Source organism: Syntrophomonas sp. DTU019, from assembly GCA_913757435.1.
GTDB lineage: Bacteria > Bacillota > Syntrophomonadia > Syntrophomonadales > Syntrophomonadaceae > DTU019.
On the sequence record CAJYDM010000002.1, the window covers coordinates 1 to 23,372 of the forward strand.

Consider the following 23,372-nt stretch of genomic DNA (forward strand, 5'->3'; position numbering starts at 1 on the left):
ACCGCATCATTCGGAGCCGGAGTGGCTGTAGCCGGCTCAGCTACGGCAGCGGACTGCTGTGCTGCCTGGCACCCGCTGACTGCCAATACCAGCAGGACCAACACCAATATCAAGACCAGCTTTCCTGCGCAATTCTTCATGACCATCCTCCTCCTGGACTTACCTCCCCTTGCACTACCCGCTGCCGGCTGGTACACAAACCCAGCCGGCAGTCTTGATAATGCATGCGGATATGGTTAGCGACAAGCCTGCTTAGCTTAAGTTAGAGCACAGATAACGGTAAATGATGACCGCAGTCTCAGCCCGGCTCAGGGATCTGCTCCCTGCGAAGCTGCCATCCGGGTATCCAGTCATCAGTCCGGTGTGGTGCATGTAGGCCACTGCTTCCCTGGCCCAATCCGGAACCAACTCGCTGTCCGCATAAAGCAAGGCTGCCTCATTGGACAGCGAATTTTCACCGCCTAGATTTAGCAGAATCACTGCGGCTTCATAGCGGCTGATGGATTTACCAGGCCTGAAAGTACCGTCGGCATAGCCACTTAGAAGCTTGTTTTGGCAGGCGCAGCGGACTGCGGGTTCGAACCAGTCCACCGCACTCACGTCTGTGAACATGCAACGGGGCCCATTTTCATCGGGCTGTAATCCAGCCGCAGTCACCACCAGGCGTACAAACTCAGCCCGGGTTATGTTCCTGCCAGGTTCGAAACCCAAGCCGGTTCCGGAAATAATATTCTGGCCGGCCAGAATCTCAATGGCATCCTTAGCCCAGGCATAGTCTTGGATATCGTCAAATCCCCGTCGCGGGGGCTTTTGTACGACCGCGAAGGCAGTGAAGTGATCGATCTGGAAAACCACCAGACCGGTTTCAAGATCGATCACTGCCGGCAGGGGGACCCATTGACCGGTTTCTTCATCGAACCAGGCCGGTACCAGAGCATCTATATCAATATCCGCAGTGAGGGCTACCTTGATGCCTATGGTAACCGGGTGCGCAAAGACGGTACCGGAGGGGCCGAACTCATATACCGAGGAACCTAGTCTCACCGCGTATTGTGAAGGTTGTTCACCTGAGGGAAGTTCTTTTATGGAAATCTCTACCGGCTGGCTGAGGGCCTGCTCAGGAACCATCAACACAATTTCCTGGTCGCCAATATGCATTGCTTCTTCACCGGCCAGGGCCTTAAGATCAACCTGGTTGGCGGCCAGCAAGCCTTGCAAGGCTTCAGCCTCCGCCGGGGTCATTTTATTCTCGGCATTAAGCGGTTTTAGCGATAGAGTAGCATCGATTTGAGCAGTGTATTGCTGCAAGGCGGTTTTCGTCTCTTCATCCGAGGCGTTCATTTCCGGCAGCTTGTTTAGGGTTTCAGATTTGGTGAGTTCATCCCAGCTAGGGCCTTCAAACCGGGCATCAGTACTGTACCACCAGATGATCCGGTCTCCTTCTGAAACCTTATGATCCTTTGCCGTACACGAGGGGGAGATGCCATTAACACTGTAGCACCAGCCGTTTTGCCCGGAATTGCGCTGGCCGTCAATCTCAATTACAAAGCCTTCTGCATCCGGTGAAAAACTCCAGCTCAAACCGGTGGCGTCCAGTGCCGCCATTGCGCTGAAGCCGAACGGTCCGTCTTTTTCAATGGTGACTTCTTGAGGGGCAAACAGCAGTTCCCCTTCTGCTCCCACCACAGCTATCTTAACCTTGATAGTATCGGAACTGCCTGGACTGCCGCCACTTCCGCCACTTCCCGGGCCGGTCGGGGAGTCGCCAGCCCCGCCCAAATCAAATTTTTTATCAAACATCAGCAAGGCTATCAAGCTATCGGCGGTCCCGGCCAGATTGCCTATTTTGCCAGAATCCTCCTGCTGGCTGATCAAGTAGAGAATGGGATTGTTTTCGCTGTCGCCCCAATCACCGGCACATGGATTGATATCCAAATCTACTAGTGCTTTGACAACTTCTGCGGTAGACCAGATATTGGCTGTAGCACTCATGCCATCCGTGAAGGAACCGTCATCATTCCGTTGCGTTGCCAGGTAGGATAGGGCCTTGGTGACGGGTTCGCTGTCTTTCGGTTGCCCGAGGATCAACAAGGCTCTTATAGCGAAAGTGGTCATATCAGGTGAGGTAGGACCGCCGACCACCCAGCTAAAGCCTCCATTGCTGCTGGCTGAATTCAACAGCCATTGCCGGGCTGCCAGAGCATTGGGTATTTCGACTCCAGCTTCATCAAGTGCTGTAATTGCCCAGTAATGGGTGTGTACGTAGTCTTCTTCGCCGCTATCGCCGAAATGCCCATTGGCATCCTGCAATGCGATTAAATCGGCCACCAGGTTATGACCAGCAAAATCAGCCGGGTCACCACCGCCAGCTTTTATTTCCATAATGGTCTGAGCCAGCTGAGCAGTTGTATTTATATTTGCATCATAATCAGCGAGCAATTGCTGCTGTAAATAATCCAGGTCGGTTTTACCGTTGCGGGTAATCGTAGTAAGATCAACCCCAGCCTTATATAAGGCCAGGGCTGATTTTGGCCCTAGCTTGCCGCTATCTTCCTGTTGGTCGATCAAATATGCTACCGCCTTAGCGATGCTGGAGCTCACCGTGGGTGTATCTGACGCTGATGCAGTAACTGTCAGCGGAATGCCCGCAGTTCTCAGCAATCTTGGATAGCTGCCAGGCACATCCTTGCTCACCCGCAAGGTGTAGCTTCCAGCCTCAAGACCTGTCATAACCGCTTCACCTTGTGCATTGGTGGTGTATTCTACACCGTCACAGCTTACTGTGGCACCTTCCACCAGAACTTCAACCGTCTGCGCGGTATTCCAGTCATAATAGCTGGAGCTTACGGTGACGGTTATCTCCTCGCCGCTCCGCGGTTCTTTCGGGCTGATGGATACTTCCGGAATCAAGGTGTCAGGCGGGTACATCCCGTAGTAAAATACCAGCTCATCCCCGTCCTGCACCTCGTAGTCGGCTGCACCCACTTCAGCCATGGCCCCGTTCACCAAAAACAGCCAGCCGTCAAAACCCCCGAATTGACCGGCTTCCTCCCCGGCTATCGAGTTTATATACTTGCCATAGCCGCTTTCGGTAATTTCATAGGCTATATTCCCCTCGTTCAGGGCCTGTTCCAGGGCGTCCAAGGCGCTCGCCGGCGCTCCGCTGGACACGACGTTGACTTCGCCATCAAACAGATTCTGGCTGCTGCCCTCTACCCTTACGGCAACGGTCTTGCCTGCAGGCAATGATACTGTCAGCGGAATACCCGCAGTTCTTAGCAATCTCGGATAGCTGCCTGCCACATCCTTGCTCACCCGCAAGGTGTAGCTCCCAGCCTCAAGACCTGTTATAACCGCTTCACCCTGTGCATTGGTGGTGTATTCCACACCGTCACAGCTTACTGTGGCACCTTCCACCAGAACTTCAACCGTCTGTGAACTGTTCCAGTCATAATAGCTGGAGCTTACGGTAACAGTAATCTCCTCGCCGCTCTGAGGTTCTTCCTGACTGATGGACACTTCCGGAATCAGGGTGTCAGGTGGATACATCCCGTAGTAAAACACCAGTTCATCCCCGTCCTGCACCTCGTAGTCGGCTGCACCCACTTCGGCCATGGCCCCGTTCACTAAAAACAGCCAGCCGTCAAAGCCTCCGAATTGACCGGCTTCCTCCCCATCTATCGAGTTTATGTACTTGCCATAGCCGCCTTCGATAATTTCATAGGCGATATTCTCCTCGTTCAGGGCCTGTTCCAGAGCGTCCAAGGCGCTCGCTGGCGCTCCGCTGGACTCGACGTTGACTTCGCCATCAAACAGATTCTGACTGCTGCCTTCCACCCTGATAGCAACGCTTATATTGTCACTCCCAGCGGCAGGTAGCACTGCCATGGTACACAGCAGCACTGCAACTATAGTAAATAAAACCACTATTTGTCTTCGCATTTTGCTCGTCTCCTCTTCCCTTGGAATTCAGCGCATGACCTATTTATTAGTGAGATCACTTGCCTGTAATTGTCTAAGTCTATAAATATAAAAAGCCTCAACTTCTCCTATGAAAAGTTGAGGCAACATAACCCGTACGCACCTATCCCCCTTTCCTTGCGAAGGTTGATTATGCAGTACATTGGGCAGGTCTCCTGACTTGCAGTTTTGCATCTTCCCCCCTTCCCAGATCTGATCTGACCCAGTGGTATATGGGGAAGCATACCTGCTTACAGTGGCGCGACCGTTCAGGATTTTCACCTGATTCCCTATTATCCTCATACAGAGGCACCCAGTGCACACAAATATTCAGTTCGTGATATAGAGTATATAACAAGCGATTCGAAATAGCAAGTATTATTGTCAATATTTGTCTTTGTAATCCAAATCTGTTATTCAATCATTTCAATGGCCTCTTGACAATTAAAGTTACAATTGAATCCAGAAGCAAGCTTTAAATCCGAAATTAAAAAAACTGGTTGTTTCAGTAAATTTGTGGAGAGGAGTCTGAAGTTATGGAACTTTGTCACAATCTGCCCTTTGGAATATTTTCGTGGTTTGGATGGGTCATGCCACTGCAAAAGAGGTTGGAGTTGATTCGACAGGCTGGATTTGCATCCACCTCACTGTGGTGGGAAGACGAGATGGGCACTCCCCAAATTGATAGGTTTAGAATGGTGTGCATGGTCAGGGATTGCGGCTTAAATCTGGACAATGTGCATGTTCCCTATGATCACATTGATGATATCTGGTCAGAAAACAAATCCTGTCGCAATAATATCATCAATCAATACCTGATATGGATAGATGAACTCGCTCAATACAGCATCCCCACCATGGTCATGCATATCATGGATCACTTCTATCCCCCACTGCCCAACCAGTATGGCTTGGAGAGTATAGAGCGAATTGTGGCTGCCGCCCGGGAAGCCGGGGTTTTGATTGCCATCGAAAACACCGGTGATGTAGGCTTGATCGACTATGTTTTGACCCATATTGACTCGGATCATGTGGGCTTTTGCTATGACAGCTCCCATGATTGGCTGTACAGCGCGAAAAAAGCCAGAATCCTTGATAAATGGGGCCACCGGCTATTATGTACCCATTTATCAGATAATGACGGTAAACTGGATCGCCACTGGCTACCAGGCCAGGGAAGCATAGATTGGCAGGTGATTCGCCGGCTCTTGCCGCCCGATAATTACCGGGGCATAATCAGTCTGGAAGTAATTGCTAGTAAGAGCCAGCAGACAGCTATGACACCACAACAATATCTTGATGAAGCCTATGAAAAACTGGAACTCCTGTTCAGCAAGGGGCCAACAGAGGGACGTTCTTGATTCTCCTGTTTTTCCATTATTATAACAGGGCGATTAATAAATGAAAAATGAGGCCAACAAGAGAACATCTCTCTGTTGCCCTTGTTGGCTTAGTTGCTCAGCCCTTCGATGAAGGCCAAGACATTTTGGCCCAGGACGGAGTGGTTGTAGCCGCCCTCTAGAATACCGAAACAACCGCCCAGGTTGCGTCGGGCCGCTTGCCGCATCATCCGCCCCATGGTGGTGTAATCCTCAGTCTTTAAAAGCCCACCCCAGTCTTTTTCGGCATTATCGAACCCGGCCGAAGCGGCGATCATGTCGGCATCGGTTGCATTGAGAGCCTTCTCCACCTGTTCCAGGTAGCCGCTGCGGCTCTGCCGGGAGGGGTTGAGGATGGTTATGTAGGGCCGGCTGCCCAGGGTATTGATGTTGCCGTCGCCTTCATGCAGGTCGAAGTCGAGGATGAAAGCCTTTTTTATCTGGCCCTGGCCTACCAGTTTCTCTATAGCGATGGCCATATTATTGAAATAGCAAAATCCCCAGGAGCTGTGAGCCGAGGCATGATGACCGGGGGGGCGGATCAGGGCGAAACAAGGCTCAGTCAACCCAATCTGAGCGGCCATTATGGCCCCGCCGGCAGCCAGGGCGGCGATGTCATAGATACCTTTGCGCTCTACCGCGGCCACATGTTCCCGGGTGTGGATCTGAAGGATATCCAGTTCTGTGGCCGGTTGCGGTGTGACCCAGGTGACCTTCCCCTGCAAGGCTTCGACTACCGCCTCCATCCTGCCCCGCTTGGCGGCGGGATCGGACGCGTACACCTGGTTATAATCCTCATGATAAACGACCTTCATTGCGACTCATCCTCCTTTTCAGCAATACCCTAACAGTATTTGCATCGAACTCAGCTGGCTGCCTCTGCCCTCATGGATACCCTCATACCGGCACTCTTGTTGGGTGCGGCAGCATTTCCCGTACCTCTCTCACTTTTTAGACCTGAAATGGGGCTCTGGCCTTAACTGCTAAATAGTAGTATTGTGGTCACTTTATAGGCGCCACTTGCAACTCTCTAAATATCTCATTATGGACAGGGAATCAGGCCCAGGTTTTTAATAAGTTTGGCCCCATCCACCCCCTGCAGCCAGGTGATGACGGTCCGGGATTTGTGATCCGGTGCAAGGTCAGCGCGAATAACCGCATAATAGCCATCAGCCAGCGGATATCTGCCGTCAGCAATGTTTTCCGGGCTGGGCGGAACGCCCTCAAAGGAGAGAATCTTCAAATGCTCGCCGATGCCAGTCATTTCATTCATCTGCTGCAGGTAAGTATAGAGGGTATAGCCCAGTGCATAGCTGTTGGTCGGCTTTCCTGACAGGCCGCCGTTATGATAGAAGGCTACCTGCTCCAGCATGCCCTCCATAGTCAGCTCAACATGATTGCGTTGAATGGCCGGATGCATTTTCTCATTTTTCAATATTAAATTGTCCATCTGAGACTGGCTGCCGCTGTCAGAATTGCGGCAAATAGGAATCAGTTTTCTGTTCGGTCCTCCGAGTTCACTCCAGTTGGTGATCCCATTGTTAATATATATTTCTCTGACCTGCTCCGATGTTATGGAATCGGTTGTGTTTTCAGCGGGGGTGATAAATATTAGTGCTTCAGCCGCAACTTTGTGGAATTCCAATTCAACACCCGCATTGTCGGCCTTTTGCAGTACCTCAGCAGAGGCATATGGTACGATGATCATATCCACCTTGCCATCAATTAAGAGCTCATAAGAGGGTACGGTTTTGGATGCTTGCACAGGATACCCTGGTCTGTTGTGGGCATCGTCGCCAAACATAGCCCGGTATACAGCCTGTACGATGGCAAGTGTCGAAGTTGATCCGTCAATTAGTGGGTAATTTTCCGTCGTGATCCCCAGGGCATCAGCACTGGCAGTAGTGGTGCCGCTAATCATGCCTGAGGAGGCGGGCGGGGTAGGCAACGCTGCCGGCTGTTTTACTGCAGTGGTGTCAGTGTCAGCGCATGCACCAAAGGTCAACATCATGGCAATAGCCAACACCAGAACAACGATTTTCCTCAAAGGTATCCTTCCCTTTCCTGTTTACATTTTCTTGGCTAACTACAGCATTTGATGCTCTGCATGGTAAGCTCGATCACTTTGTATATTTTATGATTTTATAAGTCATCCACAATGCCGATACCATAAAAATCAGCCATATTACCCAAATGATTTTAAGCAAAGGCAGGGTCAAATATACCCCCAGGAGTATCCCGGAAGAAATCATCAGCATTTTGAAAAAACCATAATCTATAGCAGTGTATTGTCGTGCTGCTCCCAGTACTCGGCCAACCAGATTCAACATGTTCATGCCTCTTTTGGTTAATGCTCTTTAAATCACGCCGTTTGTGCTGATGTAGGTATTGATTTTACTAATCATATTGTATCATGCTGCACTGGGTTCAGAATTTGCAACTATGTCAGGCGGGAGCAAGAAAACGAAGAACCTCCGCAGGATGCTAGTTTTTGCAAAAGAAGCAGAAAGAACGTGTCTGCTTCCTTCCCCGGAGGCCAACAGAGGGCGTTCTTATTGTTGGCCTTTGAGATAAGGCCGAGCCACTTGGATTAGTGTTGATATTATATTAATGTCTAGAAAGCCAACGAAAAGACGTCCCTGTGTTGCTGTGTTGGATTTGTGTTGGATTAAACTATTTAAAAACGCCCATCCTTTAAAACATAGGGTGGGCGTTCTTCTTTGGCGTTCCCGGCATGCACAACGCAGTCTTTCAGGCATTTTGTTTTTAATAAGCTGTTGGCGGCTGTAATTCTTGTGGGGTTGAACCTATCGGATTATTATTGCGAATAATAAATAGGAAAACAGGGAAAAGGCACAATAGAATCGATAGCACGGTATAGAGCACAGCCTGAGATGTATAGATTTCAAAAAGTTTGTAAGCAAACAATGCTGCGAAGACCAGAAGCGCAACACTTATAAGAACCCCTAATACTGGAATACCTACCAGAATCCCGCCGCCTACAAATATTACCGGACACCACAGACCAAGATTATCCAGATGATAACCAAAAGCATCCATTTCTTTCACTAATAAACCCATAATGTACAGGTCGGCGATTGGAATCCAGCCCAGCCAGGGGTTCTCAATCCCCCGATTTGCAGCCAGGGTCTGCAATGCAACCGATTTCAAAACATAGAAAACTACTGCAATCACCAACAAAATAAAAAAGGTGGCGGCTCCCGCAATTGCTATGACAGTACTCATACTACTACTCAGCTCCTTTATGTCTCGTTTTATTTTTAAAAAAATCCGGTAATTCACCATATTCGCCACGATTATTCAGTTTTCCTGTTAAATGTAGGAAAAGTCAGGGTTAACTTCCTAAATTGGTGACAGATGGGGACGTTCCTTTTTTGTCACCTTTGGTGACAAAGGTGACAAAAAAGGAACGTCCCCATCTGTCACCAAAACCTGCTCAAAAGCGAACTGGCGGACATGATCGCCAGTTGGTTTTACTTCGATAATACTATATTTTAGTTGCAAATCGGTTAGAGTTCATTAAGCTACATAATGCTAATAGAATCGCTGGTTTCACCAATGGGTTGATATACTAAACCGTTTATAATAACACTTTCGACCATGAAGGTGTATGTTCCCATAGCAGACTTGGTCTGGTCGGAAGTCAGGGTAGCAACTCCGTCCAGGCCGGTACTACCCTTGTCAGCATCGGCAGCGGGGCTGCTCCAACGTCCTAAAATAGTGGCATCAGCAATCAGCGCCCCGGGTTCGCCTACACTAACCCTAGCCTCGACACGGGTGAAAACGTTTTTACCAGCCGTCTTGAATCGCGGTGTCAGGTCAATACTGATATTTACGGTTTTGGTCGTGGCCAACGGCCAATTTAAGGCCGAAAAAGCATCCACCAAACCCCAACCGTAAGTTTCATCCCAACCACACTCACCCAGATCCAGGGCGGTCTCCTGCAAGGCGTTGCGCACCTGGGAGGGGGTGGTGGCACTGCCCCCAGCGATTACCAGAGCGGCAACCCCGGCTACGTGGGAAGAGGACATGGAGGTTCCAAGATAAGGCCAATAACCGAAATCACTGAAATCCCGGGTTTGCGGATTAAAGGTCTGCTGCAGTATTCCGTCGCCAACAAAGGCGCCATTCTCATCTAGAGCAGGTATCCGCCAGGAGCCACCAGGTCGAGTCCTTTTCCATAGTTGGAGTAATCAGCCACGGTCTTGTCTGAACAGGTGGCCCCCACCGCGATGACATAGTCATTATAGGCGGCGGGATAGCAGAGCTTGCGCGAACCATCGTTGCCCGCGGCAGCGACTATAGTGACTCCTTTGCCATATGCATAGGCCAGGGCGTCTTTCAGCACCGAGGAAGGCTGAGATCCCCCCAGACTGAGATTGATGACCTGGGCGCCCTTATCGGCAGCCCAGCGAATGCCGCTGGCAATATCGGCATAAGAACCTGACCCGTCGCTGTCCAGCACCTTGATGGGCATCAGGGTAGCGCCAAAAGCAATTCCAGCCACTCCTATGCTATTATTGGTGCTCTGGGCGATAGTGCCGGCCAGATGGCTTCCATGGCTGTTGTCATCATTAGGATGGGTATCCTGATTGACAAAATCGTACGCGATGCTGAAAGCTTATTTAAGGCCCACATCTATGATGAAACAGCCTTGTTGATCTCCTTGTCGAAAAGATCCATGGAGTGCTGCAATATACCAGCGATCTCAGGAGCGATCATGCCGCGAATAAATTGATTGAAAGACTCGGCCTCCGGCACCAGCTGGTTAATCGCCAAATCACGCCCTTTTTCGGTCAGATATATCTTGGTGCCGCGGCGGTCATCAGGGTCATCTTTCCTTTGTACCAGGTTTTCTTTTTCCAGCCGGTCAATCAGTCCGGTGAGTGCGGAGCTGTCCAATTCTATACGGGCAGCAATATCTTTGACGCTGGAACCCTCATAGTTGTTGACGTCCAGAATCACGAAACTTTGCGGCGCGGTGATCCCATATTCTGAACAGCGGGCTGTCCATAGCCGGCTTACTTTGCGGGAAATGGCATTCAGTCGAAAACACCAAAAATCAGTAAATTGCATTATTTTGATTCAACCCCTCAGCCCAAATAAATCTGTATTACTTAACTTCATATATATAAATTAAATCTCGATCATCAAAAACCGTGCCAGCCTTCTCATCCCATCCTCCTTAATTAGCCTGGTTACTTCAAACTGTGGGAATCAGCGCTTCCTTAGGATATCCCCGGCCAGGATGATCTGCTGCATATGCAAGACTCCTTCAATCTGGGGGCCCATAGCAGCATCCCGGTACACCCTGGCAATCTCGGCATCCTGCATGAGGCCATAGGAACCATGCACATCCAGGGAAATCCGGGCTGCTTCCTGGGCATTGCGGGCTACCACTGCTTTGGCTAGGGCTGCTTCCCGGGCAAAATCCCGGTAACTCTTAGGATCATTGGCCAGGAACCCCAGCCGGTAGCAGAGCCAGCGTGACGATTCATATAGTCCGGCTATTTCCGCCACTTTCAGCTGAATGGCCTGGAACTTGGCAATGGGCTGTTCGCGGTGAGTTCTTTCGTTGGCATACCGCACCGCCAGTTCCAAGGCGGCCAGGGTGCTTCCCAGCGCCAGCGAGTTCATCCCGATCTTACCGTAGGCGATGCCAAATTGCAGAATCGGATAGCCATCGCCGATTTTCCCCAGCACATTGTCCAGCGGCACAACCACATCCTTGAGGTTAAAGTCCACCACATCCCCGCCGTGCCAGCCCAACTTTTCCCACGGCTGGGAGATGGAGTAGCCGGGACAGAACTTGTCAATGATAAATGCGGTAGGAACCCCGCTTTCAGCCTCAATGGCGAAGACAGTCAGAGGCCCCTGGTATCCTGCATTGGATATGAATCGTTTGGCGCCATTCAAGATGAATTCATCGCCCCGTCTTACTGCAGTTGTGGTCAGCTGCTTGGGATCGGAGCCGGTTCCGGGCTCGGTAAAGGCAAAGGAGGCGATATGCTCCCCGCTGGCCGCTTTGGGCAGAAAGCGTGCTTTCTGCTCATCAGTGCCGAAGTTGGCTATGGCTCCCAAACCGAGGTTATGAGCCGACAGGATCAGCCCCGGGCCGCAATGCACACGCGCTATTTGTTCCATGGCCAGGACATAGCTCAAATACCCCGCCCCGGCACCGCCGTATTGTTCAGGAATGTTCATCCCGAACAGATCCAGTCCGGCCAGTCCGGCCAGACCGGCCAGGATCTCGTCGGGTACGCGGTTTTCCTTTTCAATCCTCCTGGTCGCCGGACGCAGGTACTGCTCGGCAAACTCCCGGGCCATCTGTTGAATCAATAACTCTTCTGTGCTAAAGGTAAAATCCACTTTTCATCCGCTCCTCTCAAACCTGGCTTATTATTTCCGGTTGTTTTGATATAGTTAATTCCATTGCTGTAGCTCACGTTTCATATGGCTGCAGCATACATGGTTATCCTGAGGCTTTGGCTTCGTTCCCCCTCATCTCGTTTATTTGGTTGCCGAATTTCTAATAATAGCTATTCTCCAGGTAGGTGGCGCTGACCGAGCTTTGCTGGATTTATTTATGCATTGATTACTTACATGTTATTTGCTTATATGCAACCAAATTAGCATTATCAGTTTGAGCCTGTCAATCAGTTTATTTGTCAGCTTATGGGTTATTATGCCCGGATGACAATATACTGATCATGGCCCGTTCTTCCACTTCTTCGGCAGGGTCTAAAAGCACCTCCGGTGCTTTTGGAGCGGCTTAAGACATGGTTATTACCGAAGGCGATATAGCGGGAATGATATTAAAATAAAGCGTGGCGAGGGGAATGTAAGCCATAAATAAAGTTTACATGTAAGTAATCCCAATCATTATCCCAGTTCAAGGCTCATACGTGATCTGTGAGCGCTACAGCAGAAAACAACATATTAGTCCCCCGTTTGTTCCGGGCTGGCGCAGATTTTCCGGCAGCCACATCCCGATAGGCTCATAAAGAGCTTGCTTGATGCTGCACAATTCGCCCCAGATATCACAACCCACCTCGTTGCAGTAATCGAAATAGTTATCGGCCTTTACTCCCCTTTTTAAAATAAGCCTTCTGGGCGGTCTATCCACCCCCTGCACAAAGATGACTTTAGTATCGGTCTTGTCTGGCATATTAACAGCTCCCTTCATCTTAATGAGGTGATAATCACGGATGCTGGTGGGCATAAAAAGCGGTATCATGGGGGTGTTCTTACGGTAATCCTGCGGGGTCATGCCGAATCTATCCGAAAAGGCCCGGGTGAAAACCTCATGTGAATTGAAGGCGAAATCAAGAGCCACGTCTATGACACGTTTGCTATCATCCCAGAGTTCAATGGCGGCTCGGGATAAGCGCAGCCAGCGCATGTATTCCAGGGGCGTTTTGCCAATGTACTCCTTGAATGTTCGCGAAGTATACCACGGGGAATAGCCCGCTGCCCAAATGGATGTTTTCTCCTGCCGCCCTGTTAGTAATGCGTCCTGTGCTGGGAAAAGAGTATGTTGAGTCTTCCCGGACTTTCCTGGCTCCGGCCATTGATTTCTTTGTAGAAGAAAAAAAGAAGGGAATCGACTATCTTTTATACGCTGCTCCCCTGGCTTTGTATTTTCACGTTTCGCCTTATGCTGATCCACTTGATCCTGTAATCGCCGCCACTTATGCCATGATTACCGCTGAAACCCTGGGCTTGGGCAGTTGTATGATAGGAACAGTAGCCTATGGTTTCGATATAGCAAGGAGCTGAAGAAAAAATACGGTATACCAGCCAGAAATCAGCAGGGGATAATGTTAATAATGGGCTACCCGGCGGTAAAATACAGGCGAGGTATTAAGCGCGCTTTAGCCAATGTCACTTATTACTGAGTATATGACAGATGGGGGGGTGACAAATGGGAGTTCCATCCCAATCAAAACCGGCTGGAGGCTGTTTAGCACCCCGCTTGTTCATGGCAATGATCGCTTGGGCTTGGTATTTATCTCTAATCAGAGAGTAGATTTCACGATGGTCATAGCCAGCGTCCATCAAGAAATATTCTATTTTGGATTTGGTATTTGAACAACACTGCTTCACCAGTTCCAAAGCCACACTGGAATCAGAACAGTTAGCCGGTGTTACCTTCATTGCTATGGGAAGCCCGGACTTTAAATCGGTGCCAATGTGAAGCTTGTAGCCGAACCACTTGATGGGATTGCCGTTGGTATCACTCTTAATACCCCAATCAGCGGCTTTACCATCCTGGATAATATTCTTGCGGGGAACGGACTTCTCATAGGCTTCTACCTTGGTAGCATCAATTGCTACTGAAGAAAGATCCAGCAGGTCCGTTTCCTCTGCTTGTTTAACCAGAGCAGAAAACAGTGTTTGTAAGCAACCGCTCTTAGCAAGTTTTGCATAAAAACGACTGAAACAAGAATTACTTGGCGCAGTGCCAAAGGGTTCAAAGCCACAAACATACCTTAATATGGATCATAGCTAAGACGTTCAACCAGTTGGGTAAAAGTACCCATATTCTCTAGCCTCATCGCTATCACGGCATTTAACATTGCATGAGCTGGATACGGTTTGGGTCCGGCTTTTTTCTCACCGGGTTTATTCAATTTAGCAAGAACTGGTTGTAAATCAAGGGTGTCAATTATTTTCTCAAGCCTTGATTTTGGCTGCATTTTCAATGCGTCTTCAAAGGAGAAAATGCAGTTCTGTCGAATATTCATAAGTGACTTCTCCTCTCACGGGTTATTTGTTTAGTCACTTATTAATTCGACAAAATGGGGGGTGAAGTCCTTTTTCTGTGCGACTAAAACCCCGGTATTTTAGCCTTAGGTATTATGCAAAAGTCTCAATTTATAAGAGGAATCATTTTCAGGAGGATTGTAATGACAGCGGAGATTGGCGTTATCATGAAGAAATATTTTGGCTTCGCGAGTTTTAAACCGGGACAGGCGGAGATCATTGCAAGCATCCGGCAACAGCGGGATACTTTATCGGTATTGCCCACCGGTGGCGGGAAATCACTTTGTTATCAACTGCCCGCCTTAGTGCTGCCTGGCATCACCTTGGTGATTTCACCGCTCATTGCCTTGATGAAAGATCAGGTAGATGCTCTCAATATCCAGGGCATCGCAGCATCTCTGGTCAACAGTTCCCTCTCCGGCAAGGAAGTGCGGACGCGCTTATGGCAGGCTTCCCAGGGAGAATATAAACTGCTCTATGTAGCCCCTGAAAGACTGCAATCGGAGCAATTTAACGATCTGTTGCGGGAATTGCCCATATCACTAGTGGCAGTTGATGAGGCCCACTGCCTTTCTCAATGGGGGCATGATTTTCGCCCCAGCTATCTGGGTATCGGCTCCTGGGTGGCATCTCAGGCGAGGCGGCCTATTATAGCGGCATTTACGGCCACCGCCACAGAACGGGTTAGGGAAGACATTGTTCATAGCCTGGGTTTACAGCAGCCACAGGTCTTTGTAAATAGTTTTGACCGCCCCAATCTGCGCTTTGCAGTAATTAAGAGCGGTGATCGCGGCCAGTTTATAACACATTACTTAAAAGACCATCCGGAACAGTCCGGGATTATCTATGCAGCAACCCGAAAAGAAGTGGACCGCCTCCATGACAATTTGATAGCCCAGGGGGTTAAGGCGGCAAAATACCATGCCGGCATGAATAATCAAGATAGAAGCACCGCCCAGGAGGATTTTATTTATGACCGTATCCAGGCCATAGTGGCTACCAACGCCTTCGGTCTGGGCATCGATAAATCCAATGCCGCTTTTGTGATCCATCACAATATGCCCCGTCATCTGGAAGCCTACTATCAGGAGGCGGGGAGGGCCGGCAGGGATGGAGAGAAGGCGGATTGCATCCTGCTCTATCAGCCCGCCGACATACAGATGCAAAAGTATTTGATCGAACAGAGTATTCTGTCTGAACAGAGAAAACAGGTGGAATATGCCAAACTCCAGGATATGATCGACTATTGCCATACCTCGGGTTGCCTGCGCGCCTATATTCTCAAATATTTCGGGGAAAACCCTGCTGCCGAGAATTGCAGCAACTGCTCCAATTGCAATGATTTTGAAATTCAGGACGTTACCATTGAATCCCAAAAGGTATTTTCCTGCATCTACCGAATGAGACAGCAATACGGCAGTTCATTGGTGGCAGCGGTACTGAATGGCTCCAGGCAAAAGCGCATCATGGAGTTGGGTTTCGATGGGCTGTCCACTTATGGCATTTTAAAGGAGTGGACCGCCGCGCAAACAGTTGAATTCATCCATCTACTGGCAGCCGAAGAATATCTCCATATCAGCACAGGACAATACCCAGTGGTTAGACTCAGCCCGAAAGCCTTCCCTGTTCTGCGCGGCCAGGAGCCGGTACTCATTCGCATGCTTCCCAAGCCGCAAGCCGCATTACCTCGCGATCAGATCTTGCAAGCCTTGCGATCCTTGCGCCAAACTATCGCTCAGCAGCAGCAAGTGCCTCCTTACGTCGTCTTTTCGGACAAGACTCTGAGGGAAATGGCTGATCGCCTGCCTTTAGAACGGGAAGCCATGCTGAGTATTACCGGTGTAGGCGAGGTCAAATATGATAAATACGGCCGGTCTTTCCTAGAGTTGATCGGCCAATATGCAGGCGAAAAAACTATTTCGTCAGAATTTCAAGGCGAGTCCACGGAAAAAAGGCCCCGTCAAAAGGGTCCGGCTTCAAAACAAAAACTGGAGCAAGCCCCTCCAACCCGGGAGGAGAAAACGCCTACTCATATTTTGAGCTGGCAATTGTTCCATACAGGCCAAAGTGTTGCGGAAATAGCCCGCCAACGCCAGCGGGGCATCATAACTATACAAGGGCACCTGATCCAGGCTGCTGGGGAAGGCTATGCGGTGGACTGGAGTCAATTCATCACCGAACAACAAGAGGAGCAGGTGCTGCAGGCCGCCAGGCAAGTTGGATTTGAGAAATTAAAACCTATCAAAGAAATTCTCCCTGATGAAATCGACTACTTCATGATTAAGATCACTTTATTTAAAAATGGCCTGAAGGGAAGCAGAGTGACTGGTAGTGACACATAGGGACGTCAGGCTGTGCGAATAGTCCTTGAATTCATGAACTGTGCTCTCAAAGTGGGGGACGGTCGCAACATTCCGAGCTAAATGCTAGCCTCCATCCCATATATCAGCCTCAAATCAGCCAAAAGCGGGGCGCTTAAAAAACGTAGAATAGTCTTTACACAGTCTGACGTTCGCCTCTGGCTATGCCAGCTTTACAAATACTCTGCTCCGGGAAAGCGAGAATACGAACAGGCTCACCCAAATGAGCCCGAATGACAGCAGGTGGCCGCGGGTAAAAGGCTCGTGGTAGGCTATAACCCCAAGCAGCAGGGTGATGGTGGGGCTGATATACTGCAGAAAACCTACCACCACCAGGGGCAGAAGTTTGGTTCCGGCCGCAAACAAGACCAGGGGGATGGCTGTCACCGCCCCAGCCCCCATCAGCAGCAGACTGACCGGGGTAAAGCTGAACTCGAAGGAGCTGCTGCCAGTGGATAAAACATAGCTCAGATAGGGCACGGCGAAAGAACAGGTCAGGAGAGTTTCCAGGGTAAGGCCGGTTACGGAACCGATATCGACCGTCTTTTTGATAAGGCCATAAAGCCCGAAAGTCACTGCCAAAACCATGGCCACCCAGGGGAAGGCACCATATTGCAAGGTCAGGCTAAAAACACCCGCCGCTGCCAGCAGGAAAGCGATCAACTGCCCCATCGACAGTCGCTCCTTGATGACGATTACCCCCAGCATAACGCTGACCAGGGGGTTGATGTAATAACCCAGACTGGTTTGCACAATGTGGTCGTTATTGACCGCCCAAATATAGGTGAGCCAGTTGAGATTGAGTATCACTGCGGCGATAAATACGGTGGCCATTTTGCCGGGCTGCCGGGCGATCTGAGCAGTCTCGTTGCAGAATTCCTTGAATTTTCCGGTGGCCAGCAAGGGGGCCAACAAGAAGCCGAAAGCCCAGATGATGCGGTGGGCCAGTATCTGGACTGGGGGCACGTTTTGCAGCAGCTTCCAGTAAATAGGCAGAATTCCCCAAAGCAGGTATGCTCCCACCATATATCCTATCCCGGCTGCATTTGGATTGCGTTTTAAAATCTTCATTTCTTTCACTTGTACTTACCATCAGACATACCGCTAATTATAGTTTTCTGATGGTATCTTGGCAAGCCGGATTAGATCTGTGGTAAGTGGGTGCAAAAACGCCTTTTCCAGGGGTCATGAAGTTGACATTTAAGGAACGTCCCCATTTGTCACCAGGAACGTCCCCATTTGTCACCCATTTGTCACCGTCAATTATCGACGTTTTTTCTGGGCTTAAAGGCAGGCTGGGCTGTCCCTTGGTGGCTTGGGCTATAGGCAGTATGCTGCCGCGCTCTTGACTCGATTCTGAGAACCGCCAGAATCGCCCATCTGCCAATTAAGCCTACCGCAAATAATAAAATATAAGAAAAAGCTGGGCCTATATATACAGATTGAATGCCCAAGGATTGGTATAGTGGTGCTATTGCAAATACCGGGGCGGCAATTGCCAGTGCGTTCCAGCCAATATATTTAGCCCAGGAGTCTGAGTATTGATAGGCCAGCATCAAAAGTATAGGCACAATTGAGAAGTCGAACGGAAAAGGTGCTGGAAGAATTGGGAACAGTCTAATGTTAAGCTGCCACAGAGCTCTGGTAGTTCCGGCGATATTTATAAAGACTACCATCACCGAGACAAAAGACCCGAACAGCAATATCTCCAACAGACGTTTTTTGTCCAGTAACTTAATCCAAACCGCATAAAAGATAACCAGCATGGCGATCAGGCCGAACCACTGAGCCGAAAATAGTTCTTCACTGAGTTAATGGTTATATGTTAAATCCCAGAGAGCCACTCTGTATTGGTGAAGCGTATTGACGTAATCCATAACTACCCTCCACTGCTGTCTTATATTGCTTAATATCCCCGGGAGTTATAAAAACATTCCCCAACAGATGGTGACAGATGGGGACGTTCCTGGTGACAGATGGGTGACAGATGGGGACGTTCCTTATTTGTCAACCTGTGTCAACCTGAGTATGGCGAAACCATCCGGGGATGACCTTCGGCTCACAGGCAATTCCGCCAGGAGTCGTAGTAATTGTCTCGATAGGAAGCAGCAGTCAGGTAGCGGTGCACTTTGAGGCGCAGCTTGTTTATGTCTTCCAGGGTATGGTCACTTTTTCGCTCCTTGCTACATCCCTGAATTGGAGCGCAAGACCACCACATAAGTCCCTTCATGGTTTTGGGCGTATACCTGATCATAGCCGCCTTCCCAAAGCCCAATTTTCATAATAAACTCATATTTTCCGTCTCCATTCAGATCGGCGATATCTGTCAGTTTCAGGGTATGGCAATGGTTGATATCCCTAATGTCATACTGTCCCCCGCTGAAGGTGACCGGGCCCGCTTTAAAACGGCGCAGATCATTGTGCAGGATCTGTGTCTTCCCGTCATCATCCTGATAGAGAAGGACGGAAAATGTTCCTACATCATCCTTGGTCCCCTCTCCTTCAATGATAGGCCAGTAGTCGTTTTCTTCCGGATTGGGGTGGTTGGCCGCAAATACATACTCTTCTCTGCCTTCGCCATCAAAATCGCCTTTGAAGCCTTGTATAAATTTCGAAACGGTATTGCCCATATCGGCATCAGCAAACAGCTTTTTCAACGTACTCTCCGCCTCGGTTGTGGCGGGCACATTCTTTTCATATCAGACAGGAAGTTGATAGAAGCTGAGTTGGTCACCAAAATGCCTTCATTCTGCTGATAGCTCCAATTCCCTCCGCTGGGGAAATAGGCCCAGAATGAATATTTAGGGATCTGCAGGCCGCTAAGCTCATTTCCCAGAGTGGTAGGCAGCGAAAATATCCGGTGACTGGCGTGGCTGTTTCCCTCAAAACGATAGAGCTCACCATATTGGGAAAACTTCTCCTTGATCCCCTCCGACTCAAAGCTGCCCAGGCCAAAGTCCTCTTCGGTCAGCCAGATGATACTCTTGGCATCGCCTAAAAGAGCTTGATCCTTGTAAACATGGTATTCCGGTACTGCCAGCAGGTCTTTGGCATAAAAATCGGAGGCATTCCCCGTTCCAGCTCTGTAATTTCCGCTGGTATCACTTAGGCTGTGCCAACCGCTTTTGTCATAACTGCCCAAGAGAAGCCCACCGGTGAAGTAGTAGGCTGTCTGCTCCCCGCTTTGATCTTTAGTTTCCTAGTCAGGCTCTTTTTCACCGCTTGGCTGATTCACCGGGACATCCTTTCCTGCCGGGTTCTTCTGCTCACCCTGGCAGGCGCTTAATGAAAACACCATCATGAGGATCATTATGCATAATATAAAACGTTTCATTTTACACCCGCTGCCTTTACTTAATTATTCATGTTAGACAGCTGCGATATATTTCAGGCTGTCAACTCATTTAACTTCCTACCTTAGGTACGTTTATTAAGTGACTTGCTTACTCTGGCACATCATATTTTATGACCACTTCTCTCCGCCTTGCTTGTCAACAGAGGGACGTCAGACTGTGTTAAAACTTTTCTACGTTTTTGGGGCGCCCCACTCTTGGGTGATTTGGGTATGATTATGGGATGGAGGCTAGCATTTAGCTCGGAATGTTACGACCGCCCCCCACTTTGAGAGCACAGTTCATGAATTCAAGGACTTTTCGCACAGTCTGACTTTCTTGTTGGCCCTCTGTTGGCCCATCAAAACGACCACTACCTCACTTCTGACCGAATACTGGTTTATATAGGAGGAGGGTGGTGGCATTATGTTGGTTATGGATAAAACCACCTTGTTGATTGTTGTATTCAGAGGGCCTTGGCCAGGACGGTACATGATTCCAACCTGATTTACGGCAACTGGACCAGAACTATGTAGCCTCAGATGCGGTATCCTCTCGCGCCTCCTGGAACCGCATGGCGGCCTTGCAATGTATGCGGGAGCTGGGGGCGATGATCACTACCACCGAGATGGCCTGGTTCGAAATGATGAGGACTTACGAAGATGAGTTGTTCCGGCAGTTCATTAAAATCGTAAAATAGGGCATGGCGATAACCCCGGGCCGGCGGACTTGGCAGAGATCGTCCTGGTTATTCAAGTATCCGCAGGCTTTATGATTCAGATGTCAGCGTAATAAATATCCGCCCATGCCAGGGTGTCGTATCGTCCGAACAACAGGGAGATGTGCACATCGCCGGTAAAGATGTCCACATTGTGCAGCGTTGTGGCAAATCTGTAATCACGGGTAAAATAGCTGCCCGGATTTCCCGGTGTCTGCTCTTCTTGGCTCACTGAGGGGAACTCTTTAATCACATCCTGATAGGCATCACCCAGCTTGATGCCCCGGAAAATTGCATCCAAGTACTCCCGGATGTTGATTGATACCAGGTATTGGGTTTTATCATCGCTTTGTTGTCGGGGGAGGGTGCGGAAGGTATAGTACCATCCATCCACATTAACCAGGGTATAATCGGCGAAATCATCTGCACTGCGCTCATAGGCGTCTTCGGGCAGGTTCAGCAACCTTTTGGCCTCATCCAGGGTCATGCCGATGGAAAGCCCGTGGAAGGATTGCAATTCATCAGGGCTCACCTTTTTGGAGTGATCCCTTTCCTGCGGAGGCGGAGCAAATGACCCCTGACGGGGTGTCAGCGTAAATTTGCTAAACTTCAGGTAATACGAGTCTCCTTCCGGAATCTCGGTGAAAGTTGCCTTCACATCCATGGTATGAAACGTTTCCATGGCAGGGTCGGCTGCCACAATCCTGCGGTCAAAATCCGGTAGCATGCGTCCGTTTGGGATTTGGTACAGTTTGAAAACCGCCTGGCGGCTGCCGTCGCCGTTATCGGCAAGCTTTACTAGAAGCAGCCGGTGCACCCGTACCACGTCCTCAACTACACTGCCCAGCTGCACCTCTCCGTTTGTGGTCTCACTCGAAATCCCGGTGCTGTATCGTTTGGGTCTTATCCCGAAATACTTCGTTAGGACATTGTCTATCTGCCCCTTGGTGCGGATGCTGGCCGGCTTGCCTTCGATCGGTTGGGTATTCATGAAGGCGAAGTATATCACATCATCCTGCAGGGTATTTTCGTTGACGGTGAATATCCGATTATCCACCAGGGTGTGACGCTCAACAAAATAGTTGTAGTATTTCGATACCACAGATTCGGTCAGCTTTATTTCTTTCTGTAGAGTTTGGTTTGAAGCATGTGCATAACCCGGGTCGGTGCTGCCTTGATCTTCCCTGTCACCAGCAGCGGGAGGCCCATTTAACACCGGGGATGATGAAAGGGGGAGGGTTCCAGACGGTGGAAGTGTGCCCGCTGCTTCTTTGCTGGAAGAAGTGGGGTCTGCACAGCCGGACAGCAGCACGGTCAAGGCCAAACACAGATACAACAAAACTTTTCTCATGGAATTACCCCTTCTCTTGGAAAATGGCGGTAATCGTCATTCCCTCTAGGGATGGGGCGAAACCGCGGCAAGGCCGGGTACCAGCCGGGAAAGCCCTCATCACCTTGGTATAGGCGGGTCAAACGGCCAAGATCGCGGCGGCCATGTAGACGCTGACCGCACTGCATTGACATGGTATTGCGGAACCAACCGTTTTATCCAAATCTAGCCATATAAGAAGTAGACGCTGACTACGGCGTTTTCTTTCATCGTCTCACGCTAATCTCTGTTACCCCATATTCCCGTGCTATGCTGTCCTGGCTTCCTTTACCTCGCTTGTACCTTTCAACTGCTTCCAATTTCTTTTCATAGCTGATGTTCCTTATATCCATAGAAAAGCTCCCCTCTGCGTAGTCCTGAGTTTTGTTATTTCAGGTGTCTGCTCATTGGGGAGCATGCCAAAAAAGGAACGTCCCCATCTGTCACCCCAACTGATTTAAACTTTATTTTGCTTATAACTTAACGTAAAGCCTTATGACTTTTTAGTAATAGGCAGCCATACTTCACACCTATAATCTTGTGCCTGCTGGTCTCCTTCGAAATACACCTCAATGTCAGGTGCATTAGCATATTCGTATCCGGATGTGGGCAGCCATTCTGTTATAATACGTTTTTGCAATTCCTGAATAGCAGTTGGCATAGCACCAACACATTCAAAAATTGCCCATGTACATTTCGGCACATTGTATTCTAGCATTCCGTCGGGGGTTCTCTGGTCAGTAGCAACTGCAATATAATAATCAAGATCTTGCCCATTCATGCAAGTGCTTACACCCAGCAAGCCATACGGTTCCTTATCCATTAGCTTAAGTATCTCCGGCACGATCCCGCTTTGTATTGCTTTTCCCCAAAACAGCGGTACCTTTTCAAAGCATTCCTCAACACTCATGTTGTAGTGCTCTTTTATACCGACGATTCTAAATGCTTCCATTGTCAGGACCTTATAATTCATCTCAGCATCTCCTTTAATTGTTATTTTGAAGCTGATACGTGGATATGCTTTGAGAGCTGCCCCTTTGGTTCTTGCCTCCGTTGGGGAAACTCCATGAACATTATGGAAAGCTCGATTAAAGGAAGTAGGCGAATCATATCCGTATTTAAGCGCAATATCAATAATTTTTTCGCTGCCGCATTGTAAGTCGAAAGCTGCCAGGGTCATCCTTCTGCGTCTGATATATTCGGCAAGCGGAACATCTGCGATATAGGAAAACATTCTTTGAAAATGAAAAGTTGAACAACATGCAATTTGTGCTGCTTTCTCATAGCTGATTTCTTTTTCGAGATTCGCTTCGATATAATCCACTGCTTCATTTAACCTTGATATCCATTCCATCCTATCACCTCCTTACAATCAAAAGGATATAGTAAACCTGTGCTGTGATCCTCGCATTTGTTGCACAAATATGAGAGGTTCGTTTTTCCAATGAAAGGGGTTGCTGCGAGTAT

22 protein-coding genes, 1 pseudogene and 1 riboswitch are annotated in these 23,372 nt (G+C 49.3%); of the genes and pseudogenes, 4 read left to right on the top strand and 19 right to left on the bottom strand.

The window, feature by feature from the left end:
- Positions 1-252 precede the first annotated feature (252 nt).
- Positions 253-3,942: a DUF4430 domain-containing protein gene (locus tag AC15IQ_RS05715; protein ID WP_483177776.1), complete on the bottom strand. Its 3,690-nt coding sequence runs from the start codon at positions 3,940-3,942 to the stop codon at positions 253-255.
- Positions 3,943-4,109: 167 nt separating this feature from the next.
- Positions 4,110-4,292: riboswitch (cobalamin riboswitch) on the bottom strand.
- Positions 4,293-4,496: 204 nt separating this feature from the next.
- Between AC15IQ_RS05715 and AC15IQ_RS05720 the strand changes: the two genes are divergently transcribed.
- A complete protein-coding gene (locus AC15IQ_RS05720; protein ID WP_483177778.1) occupies positions 4,497-5,321 on the top strand; it encodes a sugar phosphate isomerase/epimerase family protein in 825 nt (274 codons plus the stop codon).
- An 89-nt stretch (positions 5,322-5,410) separates the two neighbouring features.
- Here the strand turns inward: AC15IQ_RS05720 and AC15IQ_RS05725 are convergent, their stop codons facing one another.
- The 9 genes from AC15IQ_RS05725 to AC15IQ_RS05765 form a co-directional block, all read right to left on the bottom strand.
- Positions 5,411-6,154 (bottom strand): histone deacetylase family protein, encoded by a 744-nt coding sequence (locus AC15IQ_RS05725; protein ID WP_483177779.1) that lies wholly within the window; start codon positions 6,152-6,154, stop codon positions 5,411-5,413.
- A 227-nt stretch (positions 6,155-6,381) separates the two neighbouring features.
- Entirely contained in the window at positions 6,382-7,386 is a 1,005-nt protein-coding gene (locus AC15IQ_RS05730; RefSeq protein ID WP_483177781.1) for a PstS family phosphate ABC transporter substrate-binding protein, read from the bottom strand.
- Positions 7,387-7,459: 73 nt separating this feature from the next.
- The gene (locus tag AC15IQ_RS05735) at positions 7,460-7,669 is read right to left on the bottom strand and encodes a hypothetical protein (RefSeq protein WP_483177783.1); all 210 of its coding nucleotides are present in this window, start codon (positions 7,667-7,669) and stop codon (positions 7,460-7,462) included.
- Between the two features lie 436 nt (positions 7,670-8,105).
- On the bottom strand, positions 8,106-8,654 hold the full coding sequence (locus tag AC15IQ_RS05740) for a hypothetical protein (protein ID WP_483177784.1): 549 nt from the start codon (positions 8,652-8,654) through the stop codon (positions 8,106-8,108).
- A gap of 230 nt (positions 8,655-8,884) precedes the next feature.
- Positions 8,885-9,508: a S8 family serine peptidase gene (locus AC15IQ_RS05745; protein WP_483178604.1), complete on the bottom strand. Its 624-nt coding sequence runs from the start codon at positions 9,506-9,508 to the stop codon at positions 8,885-8,887.
- Positions 9,496-9,972, bottom strand: coding sequence for a S8 family serine peptidase (locus tag AC15IQ_RS05750; RefSeq protein WP_483178605.1), 477 nt, complete (start codon positions 9,970-9,972; stop codon positions 9,496-9,498). Before AC15IQ_RS05750 ends, AC15IQ_RS05745 begins: the two co-directional genes overlap by 13 nt.
- A gap of 26 nt (positions 9,973-9,998) precedes the next feature.
- On the bottom strand, positions 9,999-10,436 hold the full coding sequence (locus AC15IQ_RS05755; protein ID WP_483177786.1) for a MarR family winged helix-turn-helix transcriptional regulator: 438 nt from the start codon (positions 10,434-10,436) through the stop codon (positions 9,999-10,001).
- Positions 10,437-10,577: 141 nt separating this feature from the next.
- Positions 10,578-11,729: an acyl-CoA dehydrogenase family protein gene (locus AC15IQ_RS05760; RefSeq protein WP_483177787.1), complete on the bottom strand. Its 1,152-nt coding sequence runs from the start codon at positions 11,727-11,729 to the stop codon at positions 10,578-10,580.
- A gap of 550 nt (positions 11,730-12,279) precedes the next feature.
- Positions 12,280-12,840, bottom strand: a complete 561-nt coding sequence (locus tag AC15IQ_RS05765) for a helix-turn-helix domain-containing protein (RefSeq protein ID WP_483178606.1) — start codon at positions 12,838-12,840, stop codon at positions 12,280-12,282.
- On the opposite strand from AC15IQ_RS05765, the gene AC15IQ_RS05770 reads away from it, so the two are divergent.
- Entirely contained in the window at positions 12,798-13,139 is a 342-nt protein-coding gene (locus AC15IQ_RS05770) for a nitroreductase family protein (RefSeq protein WP_483178635.1), read from the top strand. The two genes, AC15IQ_RS05765 and AC15IQ_RS05770, sit on opposite strands and share 43 nt — an antisense overlap.
- 141 nt (positions 13,140-13,280) lie before the next feature.
- On the opposite strand, the pseudogene AC15IQ_RS05775 reads toward AC15IQ_RS05770, so the two are convergent.
- Positions 13,281-14,107 (bottom strand): annotated as a pseudogene (locus tag AC15IQ_RS05775) (transposase); the annotation flags it as partial.
- A gap of 162 nt (positions 14,108-14,269) precedes the next feature.
- Between AC15IQ_RS05775 and recQ the strand changes: the two are divergent.
- The gene (recQ, locus tag AC15IQ_RS05780; RefSeq protein ID WP_483177789.1) at positions 14,270-16,468 is read left to right on the top strand and encodes a DNA helicase RecQ; all 2,199 of its coding nucleotides are present in this window, start codon (positions 14,270-14,272) and stop codon (positions 16,466-16,468) included.
- Positions 16,469-16,648: 180 nt separating this feature from the next.
- Here recQ and rarD read toward each other — a convergent pair whose 3' ends face one another.
- The 5 genes from rarD to AC15IQ_RS05805 form a co-directional block, all read right to left on the bottom strand.
- A complete protein-coding gene (gene rarD / locus AC15IQ_RS05785; protein WP_483177791.1) occupies positions 16,649-17,557 on the bottom strand; it encodes an EamA family transporter RarD in 909 nt (302 codons plus the stop codon).
- A 188-nt stretch (positions 17,558-17,745) separates the two neighbouring features.
- Complete coding sequence (locus tag AC15IQ_RS05790) at positions 17,746-18,252, bottom strand: CBO0543 family protein (protein WP_483177792.1); 507 nt, start codon at positions 18,250-18,252, stop codon at positions 17,746-17,748.
- Between the two features lie 417 nt (positions 18,253-18,669).
- Positions 18,670-19,143: a hypothetical protein gene (locus AC15IQ_RS05795; RefSeq protein WP_483177793.1), complete on the bottom strand. Its 474-nt coding sequence runs from the start codon at positions 19,141-19,143 to the stop codon at positions 18,670-18,672.
- Positions 19,140-19,628 carry a hypothetical protein gene (locus AC15IQ_RS05800; protein ID WP_483177794.1) on the bottom strand — a complete coding sequence of 163 codons (489 nt, stop codon included), beginning with the start codon at positions 19,626-19,628 and terminating at the stop codon, positions 19,140-19,142. Before AC15IQ_RS05800 ends, AC15IQ_RS05795 begins: the two co-directional genes overlap by 4 nt.
- 57 nt (positions 19,629-19,685) lie before the next feature.
- Positions 19,686-19,820 carry a hypothetical protein gene (locus AC15IQ_RS05805; protein WP_483177796.1) on the bottom strand — a complete coding sequence of 45 codons (135 nt, stop codon included), beginning with the start codon at positions 19,818-19,820 and terminating at the stop codon, positions 19,686-19,688.
- A gap of 572 nt (positions 19,821-20,392) precedes the next feature.
- On the opposite strand from AC15IQ_RS05805, the gene AC15IQ_RS05810 reads away from it, so the two are divergent.
- On the top strand, positions 20,393-20,518 hold the full coding sequence (locus tag AC15IQ_RS05810) for a hypothetical protein (protein WP_483177798.1): 126 nt from the start codon (positions 20,393-20,395) through the stop codon (positions 20,516-20,518).
- Between the two features lie 76 nt (positions 20,519-20,594).
- Here AC15IQ_RS05810 and AC15IQ_RS05815 read toward each other — a convergent pair whose 3' ends face one another.
- The 3 genes from AC15IQ_RS05815 to AC15IQ_RS05825 form a co-directional block, all read right to left on the bottom strand.
- A complete protein-coding gene (locus tag AC15IQ_RS05815) occupies positions 20,595-21,887 on the bottom strand; it encodes a hypothetical protein (protein ID WP_483177799.1) in 1,293 nt (430 codons plus the stop codon).
- Positions 21,888-22,132: 245 nt separating this feature from the next.
- On the bottom strand, positions 22,133-22,258 hold the full coding sequence (locus AC15IQ_RS05820; RefSeq protein ID WP_483177801.1) for a hypothetical protein: 126 nt from the start codon (positions 22,256-22,258) through the stop codon (positions 22,133-22,135).
- Positions 22,259-22,398: 140 nt separating this feature from the next.
- On the bottom strand, positions 22,399-23,259 hold the full coding sequence (locus AC15IQ_RS05825) for an AraC family transcriptional regulator (RefSeq protein ID WP_483177802.1): 861 nt from the start codon (positions 23,257-23,259) through the stop codon (positions 22,399-22,401).
- Between the last annotated feature and the right edge of the window lie 113 nt (positions 23,260-23,372).

What these genes read in the sequence shown, in the direction of transcription:
- AC15IQ_RS05715 (WP_483177776.1), bottom strand. Translation starts at nt 3,942, where the DNA reads ATGCGAAGACAAATAGTGGTTTTATTTACTATAGTTGCAGTGCTGCTG.
- AC15IQ_RS05720 (WP_483177778.1), top strand. Translation starts at nt 4,497, where the DNA reads ATGGAACTTTGTCACAATCTGCCCTTTGGAATATTTTCGTGGTTTGGA.
- AC15IQ_RS05725 (WP_483177779.1), bottom strand. Translation starts at nt 6,154, where the DNA reads ATGAAGGTCGTTTATCATGAGGATTATAACCAGGTGTACGCGTCCGAT.
- AC15IQ_RS05735 (WP_483177783.1), bottom strand. Translation starts at nt 7,669, where the DNA reads ATGTTGAATCTGGTTGGCCGAGTACTGGGAGCAGCACGACAATACACT.
- AC15IQ_RS05755 (WP_483177786.1), bottom strand. Translation starts at nt 10,436, where the DNA reads ATGCAATTTACTGATTTTTGGTGTTTTCGACTGAATGCCATTTCCCGC.
- AC15IQ_RS05770 (WP_483178635.1), top strand. Translation starts at nt 12,798, where the DNA reads ATGTTCGCGAAGTATACCACGGGGAATAGCCCGCTGCCCAAATGGATG.
- recQ (WP_483177789.1), top strand. Translation starts at nt 14,270, where the DNA reads ATGACAGCGGAGATTGGCGTTATCATGAAGAAATATTTTGGCTTCGCG.
- rarD (WP_483177791.1), bottom strand. Translation starts at nt 17,557, where the DNA reads ATGAAGATTTTAAAACGCAATCCAAATGCAGCCGGGATAGGATATATG.
- AC15IQ_RS05790 (WP_483177792.1), bottom strand. Translation starts at nt 18,252, where the DNA reads ATGCTGGTTATCTTTTATGCGGTTTGGATTAAGTTACTGGACAAAAAA.
- AC15IQ_RS05805 (WP_483177796.1), bottom strand. Translation starts at nt 19,820, where the DNA reads ATGAAACGTTTTATATTATGCATAATGATCCTCATGATGGTGTTTTCA.
- AC15IQ_RS05810 (WP_483177798.1), top strand. Translation starts at nt 20,393, where the DNA reads ATGGCGGCCTTGCAATGTATGCGGGAGCTGGGGGCGATGATCACTACC.
- AC15IQ_RS05815 (WP_483177799.1), bottom strand. Translation starts at nt 21,887, where the DNA reads ATGAGAAAAGTTTTGTTGTATCTGTGTTTGGCCTTGACCGTGCTGCTG.
- AC15IQ_RS05820 (WP_483177801.1), bottom strand. Translation starts at nt 22,258, where the DNA reads ATGGATATAAGGAACATCAGCTATGAAAAGAAATTGGAAGCAGTTGAA.
- AC15IQ_RS05825 (WP_483177802.1), bottom strand. Translation starts at nt 23,259, where the DNA reads ATGGAATGGATATCAAGGTTAAATGAAGCAGTGGATTATATCGAAGCG.